This is a genomic window from Pseudomonas sp. B611, from assembly GCF_055407965.1.
Map to the genome: position 1 here is coordinate 354,442 of NZ_JBUZST010000006.1, position 22,402 is coordinate 376,843.

Annotated in this window: 24 protein-coding genes and 2 pseudogenes; 15 read left to right on the top strand and 11 right to left on the bottom strand. The window is 60.4% G+C overall.

The features are described 5' to 3' along the window. The first annotated feature begins 344 nt into the window (after nt 1-344). Nucleotides 345-2,036: a long-chain-fatty-acid--CoA ligase FadD1 gene (gene fadD1, locus ACZRMO_RS16455; protein WP_463973489.1), complete on the top strand. Its 1,692-nt coding sequence runs from the start codon at nt 345-347 to the stop codon at nt 2,034-2,036. A 191-nt stretch (nt 2,037-2,227) separates the two neighbouring features. Here fadD1 and ACZRMO_RS16460 read toward each other — a convergent pair whose 3' ends face one another. Beyond that, entirely contained in the window at nt 2,228-2,605 is a 378-nt protein-coding gene (locus ACZRMO_RS16460) for a hypothetical protein (protein WP_448183399.1), read from the bottom strand. A 200-nt stretch (nt 2,606-2,805) separates the two neighbouring features. On the opposite strand from ACZRMO_RS16460, the gene ACZRMO_RS16465 reads away from it, so the two are divergent. From ACZRMO_RS16465 to def, 3 genes are all read left to right on the top strand, one after another. Then, complete coding sequence (locus ACZRMO_RS16465; protein WP_463973490.1) at nt 2,806-2,991, top strand: CsbD family protein; 186 nt, start codon at nt 2,806-2,808, stop codon at nt 2,989-2,991. 169 nt (nt 2,992-3,160) lie between these two features. Continuing rightward, nucleotides 3,161-4,105, top strand: a complete 945-nt coding sequence (locus ACZRMO_RS16470; protein ID WP_463973491.1) for a YihY/virulence factor BrkB family protein — start codon at nt 3,161-3,163, stop codon at nt 4,103-4,105. Nucleotides 4,106-4,108: 3 nt separating this feature from the next. Continuing rightward, nucleotides 4,109-4,648, top strand: a complete 540-nt coding sequence (gene def, locus ACZRMO_RS16475) for a peptide deformylase (RefSeq protein ID WP_463973492.1) — start codon at nt 4,109-4,111, stop codon at nt 4,646-4,648. A gap of 137 nt (nt 4,649-4,785) precedes the next feature. On the opposite strand, the gene ACZRMO_RS16480 is transcribed toward def, so the two are convergent. Continuing rightward, nucleotides 4,786-5,604 (bottom strand): class I SAM-dependent methyltransferase, encoded by an 819-nt coding sequence (locus tag ACZRMO_RS16480; protein WP_463973493.1) that lies wholly within the window; start codon nt 5,602-5,604, stop codon nt 4,786-4,788. Between the two features lie 60 nt (nt 5,605-5,664). Next, on the bottom strand, nt 5,665-6,102 hold the full coding sequence (locus tag ACZRMO_RS16485; RefSeq protein WP_463973494.1) for a GNAT family N-acetyltransferase: 438 nt from the start codon (nt 6,100-6,102) through the stop codon (nt 5,665-5,667). Between the two features lie 301 nt (nt 6,103-6,403). Between ACZRMO_RS16485 and ACZRMO_RS16490 the strand changes: the two genes are divergently transcribed. From ACZRMO_RS16490 to ACZRMO_RS16505, 4 genes are all read left to right on the top strand, one after another. Next, nucleotides 6,404-7,333: a fatty acid desaturase gene (locus ACZRMO_RS16490; RefSeq protein WP_463973495.1), complete on the top strand. Its 930-nt coding sequence runs from the start codon at nt 6,404-6,406 to the stop codon at nt 7,331-7,333. Between the two features lie 9 nt (nt 7,334-7,342). Next, nucleotides 7,343-8,134, top strand: a complete 792-nt coding sequence (locus ACZRMO_RS16495; RefSeq protein ID WP_463973496.1) for a phosphate/phosphite/phosphonate ABC transporter substrate-binding protein — start codon at nt 7,343-7,345, stop codon at nt 8,132-8,134. 219 nt (nt 8,135-8,353) lie between these two features. Continuing rightward, nucleotides 8,354-8,869 (top strand): sigma-70 family RNA polymerase sigma factor, encoded by a 516-nt coding sequence (locus tag ACZRMO_RS16500; protein ID WP_463973497.1) that lies wholly within the window; start codon nt 8,354-8,356, stop codon nt 8,867-8,869. Further along, a complete protein-coding gene (locus tag ACZRMO_RS16505) occupies nt 8,866-9,870 on the top strand; it encodes an ABC transporter substrate-binding protein (protein WP_463973498.1) in 1,005 nt (334 codons plus the stop codon). Before ACZRMO_RS16500 ends, ACZRMO_RS16505 begins: the two co-directional genes overlap by 4 nt. 86 nt (nt 9,871-9,956) lie before the next feature. Here the strand turns inward: ACZRMO_RS16505 and gstA are convergent, their stop codons facing one another. Then, the gene (gstA, locus tag ACZRMO_RS16510) at nt 9,957-10,559 is read right to left on the bottom strand and encodes a glutathione transferase GstA (protein WP_463973499.1); all 603 of its coding nucleotides are present in this window, start codon (nt 10,557-10,559) and stop codon (nt 9,957-9,959) included. 95 nt (nt 10,560-10,654) lie between these two features. On the opposite strand from gstA, the gene ACZRMO_RS16515 reads away from it, so the two are divergent. The 3 genes and pseudogenes from ACZRMO_RS16515 to ACZRMO_RS16525 all read left to right on the top strand — a co-directional run. Next, nucleotides 10,655-11,524, top strand: coding sequence for a LysR family transcriptional regulator (locus ACZRMO_RS16515; RefSeq protein WP_463973500.1), 870 nt, complete (start codon nt 10,655-10,657; stop codon nt 11,522-11,524). Between the two features lie 270 nt (nt 11,525-11,794). Then, nucleotides 11,795-12,418, top strand: a pseudogene (locus ACZRMO_RS16520) (PAS domain-containing protein); the annotation flags it as partial. A 177-nt stretch (nt 12,419-12,595) separates the two neighbouring features. Further along, nucleotides 12,596-13,009, top strand: a pseudogene (locus ACZRMO_RS16525) (methyl-accepting chemotaxis protein); the annotation flags it as partial. Between the two features lie 185 nt (nt 13,010-13,194). On the opposite strand, the gene ACZRMO_RS16530 reads toward ACZRMO_RS16525, so the two are convergent. The 5 genes from ACZRMO_RS16530 to gntR form a co-directional block, all read right to left on the bottom strand. Next, a complete protein-coding gene (locus ACZRMO_RS16530; protein WP_463973501.1) occupies nt 13,195-13,683 on the bottom strand; it encodes a hypothetical protein in 489 nt (162 codons plus the stop codon). Nucleotides 13,684-13,843: 160 nt separating this feature from the next. Next, on the bottom strand, nt 13,844-14,263 hold the full coding sequence (locus tag ACZRMO_RS16535; RefSeq protein ID WP_463973502.1) for a hypothetical protein: 420 nt from the start codon (nt 14,261-14,263) through the stop codon (nt 13,844-13,846). A gap of 146 nt (nt 14,264-14,409) precedes the next feature. Further along, nucleotides 14,410-15,147: an NAD-dependent epimerase/dehydratase family protein gene (locus ACZRMO_RS16540; protein ID WP_463973503.1), complete on the bottom strand. Its 738-nt coding sequence runs from the start codon at nt 15,145-15,147 to the stop codon at nt 14,410-14,412. 15 nt (nt 15,148-15,162) lie between these two features. After that, nucleotides 15,163-15,795, bottom strand: coding sequence for a glutathione S-transferase family protein (locus ACZRMO_RS16545; protein WP_463973504.1), 633 nt, complete (start codon nt 15,793-15,795; stop codon nt 15,163-15,165). Between the two features lie 200 nt (nt 15,796-15,995). After that, on the bottom strand, nt 15,996-17,027 hold the full coding sequence (gene gntR / locus ACZRMO_RS16550; protein WP_177413989.1) for an HTH-type transcriptional regulator GntR: 1,032 nt from the start codon (nt 17,025-17,027) through the stop codon (nt 15,996-15,998). Nucleotides 17,028-17,241: 214 nt separating this feature from the next. Here gntR and ACZRMO_RS16555 point away from each other — a divergent pair, with 214 nt between their 5' ends. Together ACZRMO_RS16555 and ACZRMO_RS16560 are read left to right on the top strand one after the other, a co-directional pair. Then, entirely contained in the window at nt 17,242-17,775 is a 534-nt protein-coding gene (locus ACZRMO_RS16555; protein ID WP_026137052.1) for a gluconokinase, read from the top strand. Between the two features lie 84 nt (nt 17,776-17,859). After that, nucleotides 17,860-19,212, top strand: coding sequence for a GntP family permease (locus ACZRMO_RS16560; protein ID WP_122488943.1), 1,353 nt, complete (start codon nt 17,860-17,862; stop codon nt 19,210-19,212). Between the two features lie 158 nt (nt 19,213-19,370). On the opposite strand, the gene alaC is transcribed toward ACZRMO_RS16560, so the two are convergent. After that, nucleotides 19,371-20,582 (bottom strand): alanine transaminase, encoded by a 1,212-nt coding sequence (alaC, locus tag ACZRMO_RS16565; protein WP_017738792.1) that lies wholly within the window; start codon nt 20,580-20,582, stop codon nt 19,371-19,373. A 193-nt stretch (nt 20,583-20,775) separates the two neighbouring features. Between alaC and ACZRMO_RS16570 the strand changes: the two genes are divergently transcribed. Then, on the top strand, nt 20,776-21,258 hold the full coding sequence (locus tag ACZRMO_RS16570; RefSeq protein WP_463973505.1) for a GyrI-like domain-containing protein: 483 nt from the start codon (nt 20,776-20,778) through the stop codon (nt 21,256-21,258). A gap of 60 nt (nt 21,259-21,318) precedes the next feature. Here the strand turns inward: ACZRMO_RS16570 and ACZRMO_RS16575 are convergent, their stop codons facing one another. Next, nucleotides 21,319-21,819, bottom strand: coding sequence for a GNAT family N-acetyltransferase (locus tag ACZRMO_RS16575; protein WP_463973506.1), 501 nt, complete (start codon nt 21,817-21,819; stop codon nt 21,319-21,321). 149 nt (nt 21,820-21,968) lie between these two features. Between ACZRMO_RS16575 and ACZRMO_RS16580 the strand changes: the two genes are divergently transcribed. Next, complete coding sequence (locus ACZRMO_RS16580) at nt 21,969-22,388, top strand: YybH family protein (protein WP_463973507.1); 420 nt, start codon at nt 21,969-21,971, stop codon at nt 22,386-22,388. Nucleotides 22,389-22,402: the final 14 nt, after the last annotated feature.

The following is a 22,402-nucleotide window of genomic DNA, read 5'->3' on the forward strand; positions in this document are numbered from 1 at the left end:
GAATGCTGAGTGTCAGTCACCAGATAGGTTGACTGATACACCGCATTCGCGAGCAAGCCCGCTCCCACATTTGTCTTTTGTTGCCCTGAAGAGCCTATTCCAGAGCCTTTTGCGATGTTGTTTCGGGGTTGTTTATAGTGTGACCAAATATTGTAGGACAGTCGCGAATATGACTGTGGGGCCCGCGTTTGGCTCTAGGCGGCCCTTGGCAAAGCTGCTACTCTCGGCGCGCTTTGTGACGTCTCGGCCTGCTTGAAAGCGCCAGATTCACCTAAAAAAACATACACCAATAATAATCGCATCAAATGCGATGATGAATTCGCGTCGCTGAGGAGTGGGCTTCCATGAACGAAGACTTTTGGAAGGATAAGTACCCCGCCGGGATTGCTCCAGAGATCAATCCAGACGAGTATCCAAATATTCAGGCGGTACTGAAACAGTCCTGCCAGCGCTTCGCCAACAAACCGGCTTTCAGCAACCTGGGCAAGACAATCACCTATGGTGAATTGTACGAACTGTCCGGCGCGTTTGCCGCGTACCTGCAACAGCATACCGACTTGAAGCCCGGCGACCGCATCGCCGTGCAGTTGCCCAACGTCCTGCAATACCCGGTCGCCGTGTTCGGTGCCATCCGGGCTGGCCTGATCGTGGTCAACACCAACCCGCTGTACACCGCGCGGGAAATGGAACACCAATTCAACGACTCCGGTGCCAAGGCCCTGGTCTGCCTGGCCAACATGGCGCACCTGGCAGAAAAAGTCGTGCCCAAGACCGCCGTCAAGCACATCATCGTCACCGAAGTCGCCGACCTGTTGCCGCCGCTCAAGCGCTTGCTGATCAACAGCGTGATCAAGTACGTGAAGAAGATGGTCCCGGCCTATCACCTGCCCAACGCGATCAAGTTCAACGACGTGCTGGCCAAGGGGCACGGCCAACCGGTCAGCGATGCCAGCCCGGCGAGCGGCGATGTCGCGGTGCTGCAATACACCGGTGGTACCACCGGCGTGGCCAAGGGCGCGATGCTCACCCACCGCAACCTGGTCGCCAACATGCTGCAATGCAAGGCGCTGATGGGCTCCAACCTCAATGAAGGCTGCGAGATCCTGATCACGCCGCTGCCGCTGTACCACATCTATGCGTTCACCTTTCATTGCATGGCGATGATGCTGATCGGCAACCACAACATCCTGATCAGCAACCCGCGCGACCTGCCGGCGATGGTCAAGGAACTGTCGAAGTGGAAGTTCAGCGGCTTTGTCGGCCTGAACACGCTGTTCGTGGCACTGTGCAACAACGAGGCGTTCCGCAAGCTGGATTTCTCTGCGCTGAAAGTCACCCTGTCGGGCGGCATGGCCCTGCAATTGGCAGCCGCCGAGCGTTGGAAGGACGTGACCGGCTGTGGCATCTGCGAAGGCTACGGCATGACCGAAACCAGCCCCGTGGCGACCGTGAACCCGATCCAGCATATCCAGGTCGGCACCATCGGCATTCCCGTGCCGTCCACCGTGTGCAAAGTCATCGCCGATGACGGCACCGAGCTGCCGCTGGGCGAAACCGGCGAGCTGTGCGTGAAGGGGCCACAAGTGATGAAGGGCTATTGGCAGCGTGAAGACGCCACCGCCGAGATGCTCGACAGCGAAGGTTGGTTGAAGACCGGCGACATCGCGATCATCCAGCCGGATGGCTACATGCGCATTGTCGACCGCAAGAAGGACATGATCCTGGTGTCGGGCTTCAACGTGTACCCCAATGAGCTGGAAGACGTGCTGGCCGGCCTGCCGGGCGTGCTGCAATGCGCGGCCATCGGTGTGCCGGACGAGAAGTCCGGTGAGATCATCAAGATCTTCATCGTGGTCAAGCCGGGTGCCACCTTGACCAAGGACCAGGTGATGGAGCACATGCGTGCCAACGTCACCGCTTACAAGGTGCCCAAGCTCGTGGAATTCCGCGATGCCTTGCCGACGACCAACGTGGGCAAGATCCTGCGTCGTGAGTTGCGTGATGAAGAGCTGAAGAAGCTGGGCCTGAAGAAGTAACCCAATAAAAAACCCCGCGAATGCGGGGTTTTTTAATGCCGGCCGACTGGCTTGCCTTGAAATGCAATCCCATGTGGGAGCTGGCTTGTGTGGGAGCGGGCTTGCTCGCGAAGGCGGTGGATCAGTCAAAGCATCTGCGACTGACACTCCGTATTCGCGAGCAAGCCCGCTCCCACATTTCGATTCGGTTTTTACAGGGCAAACTGCGCGAAGCTGATGCCCGCACCCGCCGGCCGCACATCCTTCAAGAACGAATCCTTGTCCGCGCTCAGCTCCAGGGTGATCTCCGGCTTGCGCTTGTTCGCATTACGCACCACCAGCCCTTCGATGTGCTCACGCAGGAACACAGTCGGCACCTTCAGGTGCAGCAACTGGTCGGTCTCGGCGTTGTGCATCAACAGGTGGATCCACTCGTACTGGCCCACGCCAATACGCACCACGGGCAGGTCGAACCACCAGATGTTGCGCTTGCTGTCCAGGTCGGTGAAGTGGCAGTTGTTGACGCCGAGTACGGCACCGCCCAGTTCGGTGTTTCTGCGGGCGATGGCCTGTGCTTTATTGAGTTTCATAACCTTCCTACGGGATCTGTTATTCAGCGTTATAGCCTGAATGTGCCGGGCATTCTCGTGGGTTGGCCGCAAAACATAAAGCCAAACCTGCGCCTGGCGATGAAATGCCCATCGAAAAATAATTGAAACTCTGCCGGACAGCGCCGGGTCAATCTGTAGGTAATGACCAAAACCCTTGATTGTTCTTCTGGAGAAATACCATGGGCAGCACAGCGGATAAGGCAAAAGGTTTGAAAGACGAAGCCATTGGCAACATCAAGCAAGGCATCGGCAAAGTCACCGGCAACGACAAACTGCACGCTGAAGGCGTGGTGCAGGAAAAGAAAGGCCAGGTCGAAAAAGCCATTGGCGACACCAAGGACGCCGTCAAGAAAGCCGTCAAATAGGCGGGTACTTGAGCAGGGAAAGCGGCCATCCACGGATGGCCGTTTTTATGTCACCGGATGCAGTTAAAGTTTCGAAATTGTTTCAAGGTCGCCAAATAAGCTACCTTGATGTAGAAAACGGCCCCTGAGTCGCCCTTGAACTCAATTTTTTGCGGCGAAAGGAGACGCTATGATTTTTCCGGTCCTCAACGGCCTCAAGCTCCACAAAGTACTGATGCGCACCGTCAAAGAGTTTGTCGATGACGAGATGCCCACCTACGCCTCGGCGTTGGCCTACCAGATGCTGTTTTCGCTGTTTCCCTTCCTGCTGTTCCTCATCGCCCTGATTGGTTTCCTGCACCTGCCTGACTTTTTCTCCTGGCTGCGCTTGCAGTCGGAACTGGTGTTGCCGCCCCAGGCCCTGGAGCAGGTCAACCCGGTGATCGACCAGTTGCAGCAATCCAAGGGCGGCCTGCTCTCGGTGGGTATCGTGATTGCCCTGTGGACCGCATCGGCCGGCGTGCGCCTGATGATGAGCGCGATGAACGCCGCCTATGACGTGGTCGAAGGCCGGCCGATCTGGAAGCGCTTTCCGCTGTCGATCTTCTACACCGTCGGCATTGCCGGCATGCTGCTGGCCGCCGCCGCACTGATGGTGCTTGGCCCGCAAGTGATGGAATGGGTCGCCGGGCAGATCGGCATGCAAGAATTCGTGGTTACCCTGTGGACCATCCTGCGTTGGCCGCTGATCGTTATCCTGCTGATGTTCGCGGTGGCCCTCATGTACTACGTGATGCCCGACGTGAAGCAGAAATTCCGCTTTATCACCCCGGGCTCCGTGTTGGCGGTGGTGGTGTGGATCGTCGCGTCCCTGGGCTTTGGCTACTACGTGAAAACCTTCGCCGACTACAACGCCATGTATGGCAGTATCGGTGCGATCATTGTGTTGCTGCTGTACTTCTATATTTCCGCCGCCGTGTTGCTGCTGGGGGCGGAAATGAATGCGGTGATCGAACACATGTCGGCCGAAGGCAAGGCGCCGGGTGCCAAGGATTTCGATGAGCCGCCGCAGGAAAAACAACATGTCTCGGGCCTCGGCCGGGACCACTCCAAGCCAACCACTGATGAAGTCTGATCGATGATCCGTGAAATCCTGAAAATGGGTGACGAGCGCCTGCTGCGTATCGCGCCACCGGTGCCCCCGGAAATGTTCGACAGCCCCGAGCTGTGGCAATTGATCGATGACATGTTCCAGACCATGGAACACGTAGGCGGTGTTGGCCTGGCCGCGCCGCAGATCGGCGTTGACCTGCAACTGGTGATCTTTGGTTTCGAGGCCAGCGAACGCTACCCGGACGCGCCGCCGGTGCCGCAGACCATCCTGATCAACCCGCTGATCACGCCGTTGAGTCCGGTGCTGGAAGAGGGCTTTGAGGGTTGCCTGTCCGTGCCTGGTTTGCGCGGGGCGGTGGACCGGTATCAGCAAATCCGCTACGAAGGTTTCGACCCCAAGGGCGAGCCGATCGTACGGATTGCCGAGGGTTTCCATGCGCGGGTGGTGCAGCATGAGTGCGATCACTTGATCGGGCGGTTGTACCCGTCGCGGATCACCGATTTCACTAAGTTCGGCTATATCGAAGTGATGTTTCCGGACATGGACCCCACTGCCGACGACTGATTTCCAGATTCACTGGGATCAAAACTGTGGGAGCTGGCTTGCCTGCGATAGCGGTGGGTCAGTCACCCTTGCTGTGACTGTTGCACCGCTATCGCAGGCAAGCCAGCTCCCACATTTGAAAGGCATTTCAAGTCGGGTTATTGGGTGGGTTTGACGAACCGCAACGTCATCCGATCCGACTCGCCAATCGCCACATACTTCGCCTTATCCTGCTCCCCCAGCCGCAACGTCGGTGGCAACGTCCACACCCCTGCCGGGTAATCCTTGGTGTCCTTCGGGTTGGCGTTCACTTCACTCTGCGCCGCCAGCTTGAACCCGGCATCGGTGGCCAGTTTCACCACCTGGGCCGTGGTCAGGTAACCCGTGTCCTTGATCGCCGCAAGATCCGCCCCGTCCTTGGCCCGGTGATCCTCCACCCCCAGCACGCCACCCGGTTTCAACACGGCATAAAACGCACTGAACGTGGCCGGCGCGGTGCCTGCTTCTACCCAGTTGTGCACGTTGCGAAAGGTCAGCACCGCATCCGCCGAACTCGGCTGGCCAAACACCGGCGCCTTGGGCTCGAACTCGACCACCTGTGCCTTGCCATACCGCGCCGGGTCCGCCGCGAACTTCTTCTTCAGGTTTTCTTCGGATGTACGCGCGTAGGTACTGCTGCTCGCGGCCTGTACGGCGGCGATGTAGTGCCCGTGGTCCTTGAGTAATGGCGCCAGCAGTTCGCTGTACCAACCGCCGCCGGGGGTGATTTCGATCACCGTCTGTTTGGCGCCCAGGCCGAAAAGCGCCAGGGTCTGCTGCGGGTGGCGATAACCATCGCGGGCGCTGTTGGCCGGGTCGCGCCAACTGCCGGCGAGCACGCTGGCGTACTGCTGGGCGCTGATGGGCGCGTCGGCGGCCTGGCTGAAAGTCGGGAAGAGGAGGGCGGTAAGGGACAGCGCTGCAAACGTCGTTTTCATGATCATCCGAAAAGTGGGCCACTGTGCCGCCGAGGCTAGCATGGGCCCGCTATCGGTCGATCACACATTATCCGAGGTCGACCTCACCAAACGTTCTAAGCCCATGGCGATCATCGGCTTGTTGCGCTTGTAGCGCACCAGCCGTTCGCTGAGGGATTGGGGCAGCAGCGTGTCCTGGGTAAAACCCATGCGCTGATACAACCCCTCCAGGTCGGGATGGCACAACAGCCACAGCGTGCCTTCGCCTTCCGCGGCTGCTTGAAGAATCAACTTCGCCGCCAAGCCCTGGCCACGATACGCCGGGTCGACAAACACCCCGGTCAACCATTGCCCGCCCACGACGGGCGTCAGGCACAAGCCGGCGACGATCTCGCCATCGCGCGCGACCCACAAACGCCCGCCCTTGAGCGCCTTCATCGACGAATTGTGGCTGCGATAAAACTTGTTCAGCAGCGGCCACAGGGGCTCTGCCAGCAGATCGATGGTCAACTCGGGCATGGTGTTCAGGAGGCGTGAGAAAGGGGGCGCGATTATAAGCGCCTTCTGCCGGGCAATAGGTGGTATACCCACTGTTACATTCACTGTCAGTGGAGCATGCATCATGGCCAAAGGTATGGATTCAAAGAAAGCCGCGAAGAAAAAAACGGCAAAGACCGCCGATGAAAAACGCGCCGACAAGAAAGCCAAGAAGTCTGAGAGCGGCTTGTTCGGCCATTGAGTTCCAAGCTTAGAACCAAATGATCTGCAAGATTTTCCCGCGTCACGGCACAGAGCAGGAAACACCTGCTCTGAGCTGACGATGGCCCACTACCTTGACCCGATCCACCGCCAGGAAATCCAAGCCCTGGCGCAAAGCTTCACCGCCAAGACCGAATGGCCGACCTGGCTGCTGCTGGTCGGCGTGTATGCCGGCTGGTTTACCGTGATCCTTGGCAGCCATTGGCTGGGCGTGTGGCTGAGCACGCTGTTGCTGATCCCGCTGGTGACGCTGTGGTTGTCGGTGCAGCACGAATTGCTCCACGGCCATCCAACCCGTTCGCTGCTGCTCAACAAACTCCTCGGTTACGCGCCATTCGCCGTCTGGTACCCCTACACCCTGTACCGCGACAGCCACCTGCTGCACCATAACGACGGCGACCTGACCCTGCCGGGCATCGATCCGGAAAGCCGCTACCTCAACCAACAGCAGTGGGACCACAGCTCGTTGTTCGAACGCGGCATCCATTGGTTGACCAAGACGGTACTGGGGCGCTTCCTCTTGGCTGCGCCGTTGGCGATAGCACGCCTGGCGCGCCATGAATGGCAGCGCCTGCCCCAGGCCTGGCCGATGTGGCTGGCCCATGGCGCCATCACCCTGTTGATGCTGGGTTTCATCGCCCACTACAGCGCACTGTCGGTGTGGCATTACCTGCTGCTGGTCAGCGTGCCGGCGCTGTCCCTGGCGTCGATCCGTTCCTACTATGAACATCGCCCGCACCCGCAACCCGAGCAACGTACCGTGCTTAACGAAGCGGCCTGGCCCTGGTCCTGGTTGTTCCTCAATAACAACCTGCACCTGGTGCACCACGACTTGCCGAAGCTGCCCTGGTATTTTCTGCCCACGGTCTACCGTGCCCGCCGCGAGCAGTGGCTGGCGCGCAGCGGTGGTTTCCTGGTGCAGGGCTACGGGCAGTTGATCAGCCGCCACGCCCTCAAGGCCATCGACAGCCCGCGCCATCCTTTTGCATGAGAGACAAGCATGAGTGAGCACTACGCCGAGTTGCTGATGTATGTGGCGCCCGAGCAAATCCAGCACGCCAACCAAGAGTGGCTGGCGCGTATCTTCGAACGGCTGGGTCTCAAACGTCGCAACGCCGATCATCTGGACCTGCGCAGCCTGTGGCTCGCCCCCGAACTGCTCGTGAGCCAAACCTGCGGCTACCCGCTGATGACCCAGCTGCGCGGCCAGGTCCGCGTCATTGGCCGTCCCCGTTATGAGCTCGCCCACAGCAGCCAGGGTGAACATTGCAGCCTGCTGCTGACCCGCGACGACAATCTGCGCACCGCCTTGGCCGATTTCTACAACAGCCGTGGCGTGATCAACGGCCACGACTCCAACAGCGGCATGAACCTGCTGCGCGAACGCCTGGCCCCTTGGCAACGCGACGGCCGTTTCTTTGCCAGCGTCGCCATCAGCGGCGCCCACCGTGGGAGCTTGCGCTGGCTGCGGGAAAACCGCGCCGACCTCGCTGCCATCGACAGCGTCACCTACGACTACCTCTCGCGTTTCGCCCCTGACGAAGTGGCAGGGTTGCGCCTCGTCACCCGCAGCGCGCCGAGCCCGACGTTGCCCTATATCGGCCCGCTGGGCTTGAGCGATGCGCAGGCCGCAAGGATCCGTGAGGCGATGAACCTGGCGTTGCAGGATTTGCCGCAGGTCGCGGAAACCCTCGGGGTACGGGAAGTCCTGCCAGCCAGCGAAGACGACTACCAAGTGCTCCTGGACTTCCAGCAGCAAGCCGCCAGCACTGGCTACTCAGTACTCAAATGATCATTCCCACGCTCCGCGTGGGAATGCCCCCTGTGACGCTCCGCGTCACGCGCCAAAGAGCAGATGCAGAGCGTCAGGGGCTGCATTCCCACGCAGAGCGTGGGAACGATCAGTTATATAAGAATGAATTTTAAATATTATTAAAGAATAAGCAGCCTTGCTAGGATCGCCCCACCGGAACACCGGACATAACGTGCAACCCAATCAGATGGAGCCACTATGTCCGGCGCCGACAGTTCTCACAGCGATTACGTGGGCGGGTTATTCCGCAGCCATTACGACTGGCTGTGCGGCCGCCTGCACCGCCACCTCGATTCCCGCGCCCATGCCGAAGACATTGCGGCCGACACGTTCGTCCAACTGCTGACGTCGCCGGACCGGCTGCCGATCCGCCAGCCCCGCGCCTTGCTCACCACCATCGCCCAGCGCCTGATGTACCAGCTGTGGCGCCGCCGTGACCTGGAACGCGCCTACCTGGATGCCCTCGACCACGACGAGACCTGCAGAGCACCGTCCCCCGAAGACTTGGCGCAAACGCTCGAAGCGCTGCAAGCGATTGACCAGATGCTCGGCGGCTTGCCGGCCAAGGTCAAAGCGACCTTCCTGCTATCCCGGCTCAATGGCCTGACCTACCCGCAAATCGCCGTCGAGCTGGGCATTTCCCAGCGCTCGGTGAGCGACTACATGGCCCGGGTCTTCACCCGCCAACGATCATCAACACGAGGTTCTGCATGAAAAGACTGAAAAACCTGCTGGGTGGCTCGCTGCTCGCACTGACGCTATTGGCCCCGCCGACACACGCCGCCGCCCCGATCCACTTCGGCGATATCACGTGGGAAAGCGGCAGCCTGATCACCGAAGTCTTGCGCCTGATCGTCGAAAAAGGCTACGGCCTGCCCACCGATACCTTACCCGGCAGCACCGTCAGCCTCGAAGCCGCCCTGGCCAAGGACGATATCCAGGTGATCGGCGAAGAATGGGCCGGGCGCAGTCCGGCGTGGGTCAAGGCTGAAAGCGAAGGCAAGGTGTTCGGCCTCGGTGACACGGTCAAAGGCGCCACCGAAGGTTGGTGGGTGCCCGAATACGTGATCAAGGGCGACGCGGCGCGCGGCATCAAGCCCCTGGCGCCGGACCTTAAGTCGGTGGCCGACCTGGCGCGCTACAAGGACGTGTTCCGCGACCCCGAAGACCCGAGCCGCGGGCGCTTCCTCAACAGCCCCACCGGCTGGACCTCGGAGATCGTCAACAGCCAGAAGATCAAGGCATACGGCCTCACCGACAGCTTCGTCAACTTCCGCACCGGCTCCGGCGCGGCGCTGGATGCGGAAGTGGCTTCGTCGATCCGGCGCGGCAAGCCGGTGTTGTTCTACTACTGGTCGCCGACGCCGCTGCTGGGGCGCTTCAAGCTGATCAAGCTGGAAGAACCGGCGTTCAACGCCGACGCCTGGAAGACCCTCGCAGACGCGAAAAACCCCAACCCCATCGGCACCCGCTCAATGCCGGCGCAGCTGGCGATTGGCGTGTCGGCGCCGTTCAAGGCGCAGTATCCGCAGCTGGTGAGTTTCTTTGAAAAGGTCGACCTGCCGATTGATCTGCTCAACGGCATCCTCGCGGACATGAGCGAGAAGCGCACCCCACCGCGCCAAGTAGCCTTGGCGTTCCTCAAGGAACAGCCACAGGTGTGGCAGCAGTGGGTGCCAGCGGAGGTGGCGGCCAAGGTTAACGCCGCGCTCTGAGTTGAAAGCCACAAAACTCAACTGTGGATGAAGGCTTATGTGGGAGCGGGCTTGCCCGCTCCCACAGTGGTTGGTGGTGTGGCCTCTTATTGGCTCTCGGCAGCCAATGCCGCAATCACCGCTGGCCGCTGCCCGATCCGTTGTTGGAACGCCGCCAACGCCGGCCATTTGCCCAGGTCAATATCGTGGAAAGCCGCCCAGCGCAGCACCACAAACAAATACGCATCCGCCACCGAATACTGCGCACCCAGCAGATAGTCCTGGCCTTCCAACGTCTGCTCCAAAATCGCCAACCGCTTGAACAGCGTGGCCTGGAACATAGCCCGCACCTCGCCCTGGATCGCCGCGTTGAAGAACACCGCCAGCCCGCCGTGAATCTCGGTGGCAATAAAATTCAGCCATTCCTGCAAGCGCACGCGCGCCCAGCTGCCATTGGCCGGGACCAGGCCGGCGGTGGGTTTGAGGTCGGCCAGGTATTGCAGGATCGCAGCGGCTTCGGTCAGCACTTCGCCGTTGTCCAGTTGCAGCGCCGCCACATAGCCCTTGGGGTTGATCTGCAGGAAGTCTTCGCCATTGGCTGTGGTTTTCGCTTGGTTATCCACCCGCACCAGTTCGAACGGCAGCGCCAATTCCCGCAGGACGATATGCGGTGCCAGGGAACAGGCGTGTGGGAAGTAATACAGTTTCATCGAGGGCAGCTCCAGGGGATTTGCGCCAGTCTCGCGGCCATGGCACCGTGGGTAAAATTAAACCTTCAGTCCCTGCCATAAGGACAGCTACTGCCATGATGAACCTGATGCACTGGCGCTTGCTGGTGGCCGTTGCCGACCACGGCAGCATCACCGCCGCCGCCGAGCGCGTGGGCATGACCCAGTCCGCCGCCAGCCAGGCCATGGCCGGCATGGAGGCCACCTTGGGGGCGCAGCTGTTTACCCGCGCGCCACGCAAGACCTTGCCCACGGCGCTGGGGCTGAGTGTGATCGAGCAGGCGCGGGTGATGCTTGGCGCCTTGCAGGCCATCCGCAGCACCGTGGACGACGCCAAGCCCATGTTGCGTGGGAGTATTCGCATCGCGAGTTTCCCCATGGTGCTGGCGACGTTTCTGACGCCGCTGTTGCAGCGCTTCGCTCAGCTGTACCCAGGCATCGAAGTCACCACCCTTGAAGTCACTGACAACGAAGTGAACACCTTGCTCGAAGCTGGCCTGATCGATCTCGGCGTGGTGCTCAACCCCAAGCCCGAGCGTAACGCCACGGTGTTGGGACGCGATAACTGGCTGGCGGTGTTGCCGCAGCAGCACGCGCTGGCGCAACGGCCGGCCGATGCCACGCTGACGCTGGAAGAGTTGTTGCAGCAACCTTTTGTGCTGGCCACGGGCGGCTGCACTGCCAACGCCCGCAGCCTGGGCGCCGAGGCCGGACTGGCCCTGGCGGATATCCGCGTGGAAGTGCGCGAGTGGAGCAGCGCCTTCAGCCTGGTGCGTGAAGGCGTCGGCGTGACCCTGGTGCCGGAAATGACCCTGCCGGCCCAACGCCAGGGCCTGCGCGTGATGCCGCTGGCCGTTCCCGTACACCGCGAATTCTCCTTGGTGGCCTCGCAAACCTGCCCGCCATCACCCGCCGCCCATGCATTGTTAAAAATGCTGGCTGACTAGTGGCCTTGCATAGCGCCAAGCCCTGTCTATGCTCACCCAGAACCGTTATGACGCTTGGCATATAAAGCGATTCGGATGGTTGTTCCCCATGCAAGGTTTGCCAGCAGTATCCAACAGATGAATGGAATGCGCCGACCGGCGCCGGGAATCAAGGGTGATCTGACCATGTTCAACCGCCATCACAAATCCGACCTACAAGAAATCGAACGTTTCTCCTGCGCCCTTACCGAAGCCAACGCCAAACTCGCCGCCATCAGCCGTTCCATGGCAATGATCGAGTTTGACCGCAATGGCGTGATCCTCGATGCCAACGACAACTTCTGCAAAACCATGGGCTACAGCGCCGAGGAGATTCGCGGCAAACATCATCGGATCTTTTGCGAGGAGGCCTACACCCACAGCGAGCCCTACGCCAAGCTCTGGCGTGACCTGGCGCGGGGCGAGGCCATCAGCGGCACCTTTATGCGCCTGAACAAGCGCGGTCAGGAAGTGTGGCTCGAAGCCAGCTACATGCCCGTGCTGGACAGCAACAAGCAGGTTCAGAGTGTGATCAAGGTGGCGTCGGATATTTCCGCACGGGTTCACCATGAACACGAAAACCAAAGCCTGATCGATGCCATCGGCCGCTCCATGGCGGTGATCGAGTTCACCCCGCAGGGGCAGATCCTCAACGCCAACGACAACTTCCTGCGCACCGTGCAGTACTCGTTGGACGAAATCATCGGCCAGCACCACAGCATGTTCTGCCATCGCAGCGAGGTGGAGTCGCCGGCCTACAAGGCGTTCTGGGCTTCTCTCAACCGTGGCGAATACCATTCCCACCGATTTGAGCGCAGAAACAAACACGGCAAGACGCTGTTTCTGGAAGCGTCCTACAACCCGATCTTCGACACCAATGGGCGCCTGTACAAAGTGGTGAAGTTTGCCAGCGACATCACCGATCAGGTCACCACCTTGCGCAATGCTGCCGATTCGGCCCACGCCACCTCGGTACAAAACGACGCCTGCGCGCGCAAAGGCTCGGAGGTGGTGCAGCAAACCGTGCAGATCATTGAAGAGATTTCCCACGACTTGAACCAGGCGGCGCAAAGCATCGACGCGGTGAGCAAGCAGTCGGACATCATCGGCGCCATTGTGCAGACCATCCGCAGCATCGCCGAGCAAACCAATATGCTCGCGCTCAACGCGGCCATCGAAGCGGCGCGCGCCGGTGAGCATGGGCGCGGCTTTGCGGTGGTGGCCGATGAGGTGCGCAGCCTCGCGGCCAGGACCAGCCAGGCGACGGTGGAAATTGTCGATGTGGTGCGCAAGAACCACGACCTGTCGCTGAGTGCGGTGTCGAGCATGCAGTCGAGCTTGAGCCGCACGGGGCTGGGGGTGGAGCTGGCGAACGAGGCGGGACAGGTGATCCTGGAGATTCAGGAAGGGTCAAAGCATGTGGTGGATGCGATCAGTCAGTTCAATTCCACGTTACAACTGCAATAACCTGGCAGCAGGCCAAGAATGTGGAAGGGATAAAAGTAACCTGTGGCGAGGGAGCTTGCTCCCGCTGGGCTGCGTAGCAGCCCCAAGATTTTGGGAGCGCTTCGCACTCCAGCGGGAGCAAGCTCCCTCGCCACAGGTACAGTGTTAACCCTTAATCAACTGGCAACAGCCATTGCACATTTGGCTTAAATAGCCGCCAAGGTCGCTTTCACCGCCTGCGCCGGGTCAGTGGCCTTCGCGACGACCTGTTGCTCTTGCTGCTGCTTCACGCGCTCCGCCACTTGCTTGCTGATCGCGTCCTGCTTTTCCTGGGACATGCCCTGCACATCCGCCTCGGTCAAACCTTGTTCCTTGAGCAATTGCTCACGGATGCGTTCGGCCGGGGATTTGCTCATGTAGTCGGTGAATTCTGCGCGGGCCGAAGACGTGGCGTTGACCGTCGGCACATCCGTGCTGCTGGTTTGCAACTGCACGCGGGTCTTGGCGAAGGCTTCGTCGATGCGGTCGGCGGCCTTGTCCAGTGCCTTCTGCGCGGCCGGCACGGTCACGCTTTGCTGCGCCGCTTGCAGGGCGCCGCTGTACAGCGCGCTGGCGGCGGCGTTGGCCGGGTCCATGTCGGAGCGCTTGAGCTGCTGCACGGTGGTCACGGCTTGGGTGTTGTTGTTAACCAGCATGATCGGTCACCTGGGGGAATGTCTGTGTGCCTCAGGTGGAGCAAATAGCGTGCCGGGGGGGCATTCCTGTTATTTTCGCGGTGCCTAAACGATAAGAAGCGGCAATGAATGACCATGTATGGGTCAATCGTTGCCGCAGCGTGACTAGGCCTTGCCTTCTTCATACCGTATGGATGTCAAACGTCCCTTTGAACGTCTGGTCGGTGCCATCAACATCTGCCATTACGTCGAATGTGCCCGATGCGAAGCCAAGTGGTTGGTTAAAAGTGGTCAAATCGAGCATGCCACTCTTTGCATGAAAAGAGGTCCTTAAGCCGCTGCTTGTCTGGCGAAAGTAGCTCACTTGAACGGTGGCCGGGAACGGTTGCGGTACAGGAATCGGGCCTGGGCTCACGCTATTGGGGAAGTCGATTTGAATGCCAGTAAAACTGCCAGCCAGGGTTGGCTGTAGGCCATACAGCGTGATGCCTCTGGTTCCCGTGGGTGATTGGCGATAACTGACGTCGGTGGTATCGATATCGCCTTCGAAGGCCGTGGATTTCAACCAGCCCTCGGAGGCTTCAGGGGTGCTTTGTGCCATGTTCATCTCCTTATTCGACATCGCAGCCGCCTAACATGGGCGAGCCTGCTCGGCAGTAGAACGTCGAAGAAGGACGGGAGCCACTGTCAGAATTGACAGTTTTTTCACTGAGCGGACGAATGGTAGTCCTTGGGCCGCCAAAGGGCTTAGTAAGTGATCGGGATTTCAAACGTCTGGAACGCATCATCCTGCGGCTGATAACCCAACACCCGCGTGGTTTCGCTCAAATCCAAACGCTTGAAGCGGTTGTTGGAGATGCCATGGGCGATCAGGTGCTTCACGCCTTCGGCTTCCACCGAGCGTTGCAGCAGCTGCACCGCATCGCGCGGGCTGAGCCAGGCGCTGAGGTCGCGGGCGTTGTTGAGGTCGTGGGTTTTGACGAACTCGAAGGCGCCGATGCGCAGGGCAATCGTCGAGAGCGGGGTTTTCGCCGCGTAGTAGGCGCACAGCGCCTCGCCGTAGCATTTGCTCACGCCATACAGGTTGGCGGGCATTACCGGCATGCCGGGAACGATCTGGCGGTCCACCGGGTAACCTTCGATGGTCTGCGCGCTGCTGGCGAAGACCAGACGCTTGACCCCGGCGGCCACGGCGGCTTCGAACAGGTAGGTGGTGGCAAGGATATTGTTCGGCAGCAATTCGTCGAACGAAGCGCTGGCGTGGGGGATGCCCGACAGGTGCACGATCACGTCGATACCGTCGAGCAACGCCGCCAGGCCGGTTTTGTCGCTGAGGTCGGCGTGCATGAAGCGGTGTTCGCCGAGGGCGAAATCCGGCGCGATGCGGTCGGTCAGGGTGAAGCGGTAGCGCTCTTTCGAGGCTTCGAAAAACGTCTTGCCGATTCTGCCGCAGGCGCCGGTGAGCAGTACGTTGAGTCCTTTCACGGTGTTGTCCTTGTTTTAGTTATGGCCGTCGAGGGCGAAGGCCTGGAAACCAGGGCGCTGGCTGAGGCGCTGGTAATACGCCTCGACCGCAGGGTAGGGCGGATGGTCCAGCGGGGCGTTGCGCCAGCGGTGTACCGACAGGCCAACGAGGATATCGGCCAGGGTAAATTCATTGCCGGCCACATAGGCGCCCGTCTTGATCAACTGTTGTTCGAGCAGGCCCATCTTGCTGTTCCAGGCTTGCACGCCGGCCTGGATGCGCTGCGGGTCCTGGTAGTCGGGGTTGTGCCGCACCAACGCGTGAAAGGCATAGCCCCAGGACGGGTTGAGTTCAGTGGCTTGCCAGTCCATCCATTGCTCGACGCGCGCCCGTGGCGCAGGTTCGGCGGGCAACAGGTCATGGCGCTCGTAGAGGCCGACGAGGTAACGGCAGATGGTGTTGGATTCCCACAGCACGCCGTGATCGTCGATCAGTACCGGCACCTGGGCGTTGGGGTTCAAGGCGAGGAACTCGGGGGATTGGGTGGGGGTGTAGCCGATGCCCCAGTCTTCGCGGTGGTAGTCGATGCCGAGTTCCTGGCAGGTCCACAGCACTTTGCGCACGTTGATGGAGGACGTGCGGCCCAAGATTTTCAGAGAGTGTCCCATGGTGCTTTCCTTGCGGTGGAGAGCCGCCAATCTAGCAGGGGTAGGAGCCGACCGCGATATTTCCAAGTGGGCACGGTAAAAAAGATGTGGGAGCTGGCTTGCCTGCGATAGCGGTCTATCAGTCAATATTGCAGTGACTGGACGGACGCTATCGCAGGCAAGCCAGCTCCCACATTTTGAGGGTGTTCGGCTTTAGAGGGTCAGGTGCTTTCCCGAACTTGCAGTTCAAAGCCCATGTCCACCACCGGCTTGGCCACCTTGTTGCCCGCCATGATCGTCAACAGATGCTCCGCCGATCGCCGCCCGATCGCCTCACGCGGCGTACTGATGCTGCTCAGGCGCGGCACCATGAACGACGAGGCGGGCAGGTCGTTGAAACCCAGCACCGCTACGCGCGCCGGCACGTTGATGCCGTGGCGCAGGGCTTCCAGCAAGGCGCCCTGGGCCAAGTCGTCGTTGCCGAAGAAGATCGCGTCCACGTCGGGATGGGCTGCCAGCATCTGCAGGAACAGTTCGCCGCCCAGGCCCACGGAGGAGGGGCGCGGCGTCAGCAATTCCAGCGCCGGGTCGTACATGCCCGCCTGTTGCAGTGCACGGCGGAAACCTTCGCCACGCAGCAAGGTGCGCTGATCCAGTTGCGCGCCTATATAGGCCAGGCGCTTGCGCCCGCGGGACAGCAGGTGCGCCGCCGCCGTTTCACCCGCCGCCAATTGCGAGAAACCCACGCAGTTCACGCCGGCATTCGGGTCCAGGTCCATCATGTACACACACGGCACATTGCTGGCCTCGACCATTCGTCGGGCGCTCTCGGTCCGGTCGAAGCCAGTCAGCAGCAAGCCCCGTGGCTGGTAGGCCATGTAGTTGCGCAGCAGGTTTTCTTCTTCATCGCGCGAGTAGTGGGAGTTGCCGATCAGCACTTCAAAGCCCTTGGGCCGCAGCACTTGGTGGATGGCTTCGAGGGTTTCGATAAACAGCAGGTTGGACAATGACGGCACGATCACCACCACCGAATGGCTCTGGGCCGAGGCCAGGGCGCGGGCGGCGGGGTTGACCACGTAGTTCAGTTCGCTGGCGGCCTTTTGCACTTTTTCCACCAGTTCGGTGGCCACGGTGCTGATGCCGCGCAAGGCGCGGGACGCGGTAATCGGGCTGACGCCGGCGAGGCGAGCGACTTCGTTAAGGGTCGGGCGACCCGTGGTGCGCAATTTTTTATCGTTCTTGGAGGTCATCAGGCGGCTTGCCAAACAAAAATCGAGGCACTAAGGTAGCGCTGTCTCCAAAAGGCTGCAAATTCTTGAATTTCGGGTTGCCTGATCCGGGTTCAAACGCTTGGAGCGGATGCACGCGTCACTCCATAAAAAAAGACAAGACGGCGCGGGAAAAGCCTGTTTTTGCACTAGCCTTACAGCGTGCAAAGGTAGCGCTATCTGCGTCCTGAGGTGTTTCATGAGTCAACCTGTTACTGCCCTGGTCATCATGGGTGTTGCTGGCTGTGGCAAGACCAGCGTCAGCGAGGCCGTGTGCCGTCTGAACGGCGCCACTGCGATTGAAGGCGACAGCTTTCACCCTGCCGCGAACATCGAAAAGATGAGCGCCGGCCACCCCCTCAACGACGACGACCGTGCCGGCTGGCTCGACATCCTCTGCGATGAATTGCGCCGTTCGCTGAAAGCCGGTGAACACCCGGTACTGACCTGTTCCGCCCTCAAGAAGAAATACCGCGACCACCTGCGCGAAGCCGCGCCGGGCCTGGGTTTCGTGTTTCTGGAGCTGAGCCGTGAAGTGGCGTCCGACCGCGTGTCCCACCGCCCCGGCCACTTCATGCCGGCAAGCCTGATCGACAGCCAGTTCGCCACCCTTGAATCGCCCGTGGGCGAGCCGCTGACCCTGGCGCTCAACGCCAGCGTAGACAGTGTCGAGGCGTTGGCCGAGCAGACCCATGCCTGGTGGCTGCAACACGGCTTCGAACCTTCCAAGTGATTTTTTGCCGGAAAAGATAGCGCTATCCCCGGCAGGAAATTCAACACCCGCTTTAATAACAACAACAAACAGGAGAGACCCCCCATGTTTGGCATGTCCCACGAGTCCTACCTGCTGCTTGATGCAGTGGTCACTATCATCGGGTTGATCGTACTGATCACCAAGTTCAAGGTGCACCCGTTCATTGCACTGATCATCGCGGCCGGCTTCCTCGGCCTGACCTCGGGCATGCCCGTGGACAAGATCATCAAGGCGTTCCAGGACGGCTTCGGCGGGGTGCTCGGCTTTGTCGGCATCATCCTCGCGCTGGGCACGATGCTCGGCAAGATGATGGCCGAATCCGGCGGTGCCGATCAGATCGCGCAGACCCTGATCCGCGCCTTCGGCAAGGAAAAGGTCCAGTGGGCCATGATGTTCGCCGCGTTCCTGGTGGGCATCCCGCTGTTCTTCGAGATCGGTTTTGTGTTGCTGATCCCGCTGGTATTCATCGTCGCGCGCCGCACCGGCGTGTCGCTGATCAAGATCGGCATCCCGCTGCTCGCCGGTCTCTCGGCGGTGCACGGCCTGGTGCCACCGCACCCGGGCCCACTGCTGGCCATCGGCGTGTTTGGCGCGGACATCGGCAAGACTATCCTGTACGGCCTGATCGTCGCGCTGCCGACGGCCATCATCGCCGGCCCGATCTTCGGTACGTTCATCGCCAAGTACATCCCGGGCAACCCGTCCCAGGAACTGGTGGACCAACTGGCCCGCGAGTCGGAACACAAGAACCTGCCGAGCTTCAGCATCACCCTGATCACCGTGCTGCTGCCGGTGTTCCTGATGCTGTTGAAAACATTTGCGGATATCGGCTTGCCTGACGGCCATATCGTGCGCAACTGGATGGACATGATCGGTCACCCGATCTCCGCGCTGTTGCTGGCGTTGCTGCTGTCGCTGTACACCTTTGGTCATCGCCAGGGCATTCACTCCAAGCAGATCCTCAAATTGCTCGACGCCAGCCTTGCGCCGACCGCCGCGATCATCCTGATCATCGGTGCCGGTGGTGGCTTCAAGCAGATGCTGGTGACCAGCGGCGTGGGCGACGTGATCGGCCATATGGCAGTAAACGCGCAGATCAACCCGATCCTGTTGGCGTGGCTGGTGGCGGCGGTGATTCGTATCGCAACCGGTTCGGCAACCGTGGCAACCATTACTGGCGCGGGCATCGTGGTGCCGGTGGTGGGCATGATCCCAGGCGTTAACCGTGAGCTGCTGGTGTTGGCGACGGGGGCGGGGTCGTTGATCTTGTCGCACGTCAACGATGCGGGGTTCTGGCTGGTGAAGCAGTACTTCAATATGACCGTAGCAGAGACGTTCAAGACGTGGACGGCGATGGAGACGATTCTGTCCGTGGTGGCGTTGATCTTCATCATGCTGTTGTCGTTGGTGGTGTAACCCACACCACAAAGGTAGGGTGCAAACCCAATCCAAATGTGGGAGCGGGCTTGCTCGCGAATGCGGTGGATCAGTCACCCAATACATTGACTGATCCACCGCATTCGCGAGCAAGCCCGCTCCCACAGTTTTGACCCTATTCCTACAGGTGGATTGGGTTATGCCTTGGTAACCAGGCCATCCGCCCTGAACATCCCGCGAATCCCTCGCACCGCCTGCCGAATCCGGTCCTGGTTCTCGATCAGCGCAAAGCGCACGTGATCATCGCCATACTCGCCAAACCCAATCCCCGGCGACACGCACACCTTCGCCTCCAGCAACAACTTCTTGGCAAACTCCAGCGAACCCATGGCGGCATACGCCTCGGGAATCTTCGCCCAGACGTACATCGACGCCTTCGGATTCTCCACCATCCAACCCAACTCATGCAGGCCCTTGACCAGCACGTTGCGGCGTTGGCGATACTGCTCGGCAATGTCCTTCACGCACTGTTGGTCGCCTTCCAGCGCGGCAATCGCCGCCACTTGCAGCGGGGTGAACGTGCCGTAGTCGTGGTAGCTCTTGATGCGCGCCAGGGCGTTGACCAGTTCCGGGTTGCCCACCATGAAACCGATGCGCCAGCCGGCCATGTTGTAGCTCTTGGACAGGGTGAAAAACTCCACCGCAATGTCCTTGGCGCCCGGCACCTGCATGATCGACGGGGCTTTCCAGCCGTCGTAGACGATGTCGGCATAGGCCAGGTCGTGGATCACCAGCACGTCGTACTGTTTGGCCAGCGCGATCACGCGTTCGAAGAAATCCAGCTCCACGCACTGCGCGGTGGGGTTGGACGGGAAGCCGAGGATCATCATCTTTGGCTTGGGGATCGAGCCGCGAATCGCCCGTTCCAGTTCGGCGAAGAAATCCACGCCGGGAATCAGCGGCACCGATCGCACCTGGGCGCCGGCAATCACGGCACCGTAGATGTGGATCGGGTAGCTCGGGTTGGGCACCAGCACGGTGTCGCCCTGGTCCAGGGTGGCCAGCATCAAGTGTGCCAGGCCTTCCTTGGACCCGATGGTCACGATGGCTTCCGACTCGGGGTCGATGTCCACTTCATAGCGGTCTTTGTACCAGCGCGAAATCGCCCGGCGCAGACGCGGAATGCCTTTGGAGGTGGAGTAGCCGTGGGTGTCTTCACGCTGGGCCACTTGCACGAGTTTTTCGACAATGTGCGGCGGCGTGGGGCCGTCGGGGTTGCCCATGCTCAAGTCGATGATGTCTTCGCCGCGCCGACGCGCAGCCATCTTCAGCTCGGCTGTGATATTGAAAACGTAAGGGGGGAGTCGATCTATGCGCGCAAAGCGGCGCGGCGAACCTTGGTCTGCCATTGTTGCCTCGAGGTACGTAAGCGCCCGGAACCGTCCGAGCGACGTCGGCCACTGCGGTGGCCTGCGGGCAGACAATACGGGCGATGATGGCCAGTTGTCCAGATGCGCAGGAAAATTTTCTGCTTGGAGTACAGCGCGGATATGCCCCTATACTCGATGCGGGTTTGTTCCCTATAAGAAGGAGACTGTTCGTATGGATCAGCAGACAAAACAACCGTTGGAGCCACGCATGGAAGCGGGCAAGGCGCTGGTGATTGCCGGTGTACAAGGGCGTTATTCGAAGGCCACCGTGGGCGATATTCCCAAGCTGTGGGAGTTGTTTGATACCTGCATCAAGGACATCAAAAAGCGCGTCGGCGGTGTGACCTATGGCGTTTGCCATAACCCCAAACATGGCGAATTCGACTACATGGCCGGCGTCGAAGTCCCTAGCAAAGCCGATGTGCCGGGCAACTTCGAATACATCGAAATCCCACCGCTCAACTACGCCGTGTTCCCGCATTACGGGCCGGTGCAGGCGCTTGAGCAAACGTATGAACGCATCATGTTCGAGTGGTTGCCGCACTCGGGCTACAAGGTGATGGGCGCTGATTTCGAGCGCTACAGCGCCGATTTTGACGCGCGCAAGGGCACCGGGACGGTGGAGATCTGGCTACCTGTGGGCGAACGAGGCTGATACGTCAGCCACTGTCACGTAAACAGGACATGAACCTTTGAATGCCCTGTTTACGTGACATCAGCGTTGTGGCGCAAACACCCACCTCAACCTGCGCTCATAGCCAATCCGTCCCTTGTACGCCTCGCCGTCGTCGACCCAACCTGCCGCCAGATACAGCCCCGTCGCCGCCACATTGTCTGCGTCCACCGACAACTCAATCCCCTTGATCTGCGGCCACGCCAACCGCGCCGCCTCCGGCAGCGCCTGTAGGCACGCCTTGCCAAACCCCCGGCCTTGTTGCCCGCGATCCACCTGGAATGCATGCAGCGTGGCGCTGTGTTCATCCGCCCAATGGGGCAGGCAGGGCGGGCGTTTGAGCAGCAGGAAGGCCACGGGCGTTTCGTCGGCGAGCAGGGCGAAGCCTTTGATGGCGTCGGGATGGGGATTGACCAGCAAGCTGTTCAGCGCACAGTAGATATCGCCGGAATACGCCAGTTGCTCGGGGTGTACTTGCAGGGTGTCGAGTTGCTGTTTCTGCGCAAGGCTCAGCGTCTCATAAAGGGCGAGGCGGGTTTCCATCGGGGGCGTATCCGAAATCCTACAAAGAGGCCTGGATTCTAGCGGGTTTGTCGGTGGCGAAATTATTTTTAAGGGGGGTGTCGATTTGCCGGTGGGCCATTCGACTAAGGGTGTCTTCCGTGATGGTTTCTACCCCAAGGAGTATCGCCATGAGCACTGCTATCAACACCCTGATCGAACAATGGAAACAGGCTGTCACCGCCAAGGATGTCGAGAAAATTGTCAGCTTTTACGCCGACGATATCACCGCGTTCGATGCCGTTGGCGCGCTGCAATTCAAGGGCAAGGCTGCCTACCAGGCGCATTGGCAGGCGTGTATGGAGTTCTGCCCTGGCCCCGGCGTGTTCGACTTTCATGAGCTGCATATCGTTGCCGGAGCAGACAGCGCCTTTGCCCACTGGCTGGCCCACTGTGGGGGCACCGGCCCGGACGGAGTGCTCAAGACCTGCTGGATGCGCGTCAGCGCCGGTTACCAGCGCATCGATGGCCAATGGAAAGTGGTGCATGAGCATTGGTCCGCGCCGTTCGACATGGAGACCGGCGCCGGTCTGTTCGACCTGAAACCTTGACCTGCGCGATCTAT

What these genes read in the sequence shown, in the direction of transcription:
- fadD1 (WP_463973489.1), top strand. Translation starts at nt 345, where the DNA reads ATGAACGAAGACTTTTGGAAGGATAAGTACCCCGCCGGGATTGCTCCA.
- ACZRMO_RS16460 (WP_448183399.1), bottom strand. Translation starts at nt 2,605, where the DNA reads ATGAAACTCAATAAAGCACAGGCCATCGCCCGCAGAAACACCGAACTG.
- ACZRMO_RS16465 (WP_463973490.1), top strand. Translation starts at nt 2,806, where the DNA reads ATGGGCAGCACAGCGGATAAGGCAAAAGGTTTGAAAGACGAAGCCATT.
- ACZRMO_RS16470 (WP_463973491.1), top strand. Translation starts at nt 3,161, where the DNA reads ATGATTTTTCCGGTCCTCAACGGCCTCAAGCTCCACAAAGTACTGATG.
- def (WP_463973492.1), top strand. Translation starts at nt 4,109, where the DNA reads ATGATCCGTGAAATCCTGAAAATGGGTGACGAGCGCCTGCTGCGTATC.
- ACZRMO_RS16480 (WP_463973493.1), bottom strand. Translation starts at nt 5,604, where the DNA reads ATGAAAACGACGTTTGCAGCGCTGTCCCTTACCGCCCTCCTCTTCCCG.
- ACZRMO_RS16485 (WP_463973494.1), bottom strand. Translation starts at nt 6,102, where the DNA reads ATGCCCGAGTTGACCATCGATCTGCTGGCAGAGCCCCTGTGGCCGCTG.
- ACZRMO_RS16490 (WP_463973495.1), top strand. Translation starts at nt 6,404, where the DNA reads ATGGCCCACTACCTTGACCCGATCCACCGCCAGGAAATCCAAGCCCTG.
- ACZRMO_RS16495 (WP_463973496.1), top strand. Translation starts at nt 7,343, where the DNA reads ATGAGTGAGCACTACGCCGAGTTGCTGATGTATGTGGCGCCCGAGCAA.
- ACZRMO_RS16500 (WP_463973497.1), top strand. Translation starts at nt 8,354, where the DNA reads ATGTCCGGCGCCGACAGTTCTCACAGCGATTACGTGGGCGGGTTATTC.
- ACZRMO_RS16505 (WP_463973498.1), top strand. Translation starts at nt 8,866, where the DNA reads ATGAAAAGACTGAAAAACCTGCTGGGTGGCTCGCTGCTCGCACTGACG.
- gstA (WP_463973499.1), bottom strand. Translation starts at nt 10,559, where the DNA reads ATGAAACTGTATTACTTCCCACACGCCTGTTCCCTGGCACCGCATATC.
- ACZRMO_RS16515 (WP_463973500.1), top strand. Translation starts at nt 10,655, where the DNA reads ATGATGAACCTGATGCACTGGCGCTTGCTGGTGGCCGTTGCCGACCAC.
- ACZRMO_RS16530 (WP_463973501.1), bottom strand. Translation starts at nt 13,683, where the DNA reads ATGCTGGTTAACAACAACACCCAAGCCGTGACCACCGTGCAGCAGCTC.
- ACZRMO_RS16535 (WP_463973502.1), bottom strand. Translation starts at nt 14,263, where the DNA reads ATGGCACAAAGCACCCCTGAAGCCTCCGAGGGCTGGTTGAAATCCACG.
- ACZRMO_RS16545 (WP_463973504.1), bottom strand. Translation starts at nt 15,795, where the DNA reads ATGGGACACTCTCTGAAAATCTTGGGCCGCACGTCCTCCATCAACGTG.
- ACZRMO_RS16555 (WP_026137052.1), top strand. Translation starts at nt 17,242, where the DNA reads ATGAGTCAACCTGTTACTGCCCTGGTCATCATGGGTGTTGCTGGCTGT.
- ACZRMO_RS16560 (WP_122488943.1), top strand. Translation starts at nt 17,860, where the DNA reads ATGTTTGGCATGTCCCACGAGTCCTACCTGCTGCTTGATGCAGTGGTC.
- alaC (WP_017738792.1), bottom strand. Translation starts at nt 20,582, where the DNA reads ATGGCAGACCAAGGTTCGCCGCGCCGCTTTGCGCGCATAGATCGACTC.
- ACZRMO_RS16570 (WP_463973505.1), top strand. Translation starts at nt 20,776, where the DNA reads ATGGATCAGCAGACAAAACAACCGTTGGAGCCACGCATGGAAGCGGGC.
- ACZRMO_RS16575 (WP_463973506.1), bottom strand. Translation starts at nt 21,819, where the DNA reads ATGGAAACCCGCCTCGCCCTTTATGAGACGCTGAGCCTTGCGCAGAAA.
- ACZRMO_RS16580 (WP_463973507.1), top strand. Translation starts at nt 21,969, where the DNA reads ATGAGCACTGCTATCAACACCCTGATCGAACAATGGAAACAGGCTGTC.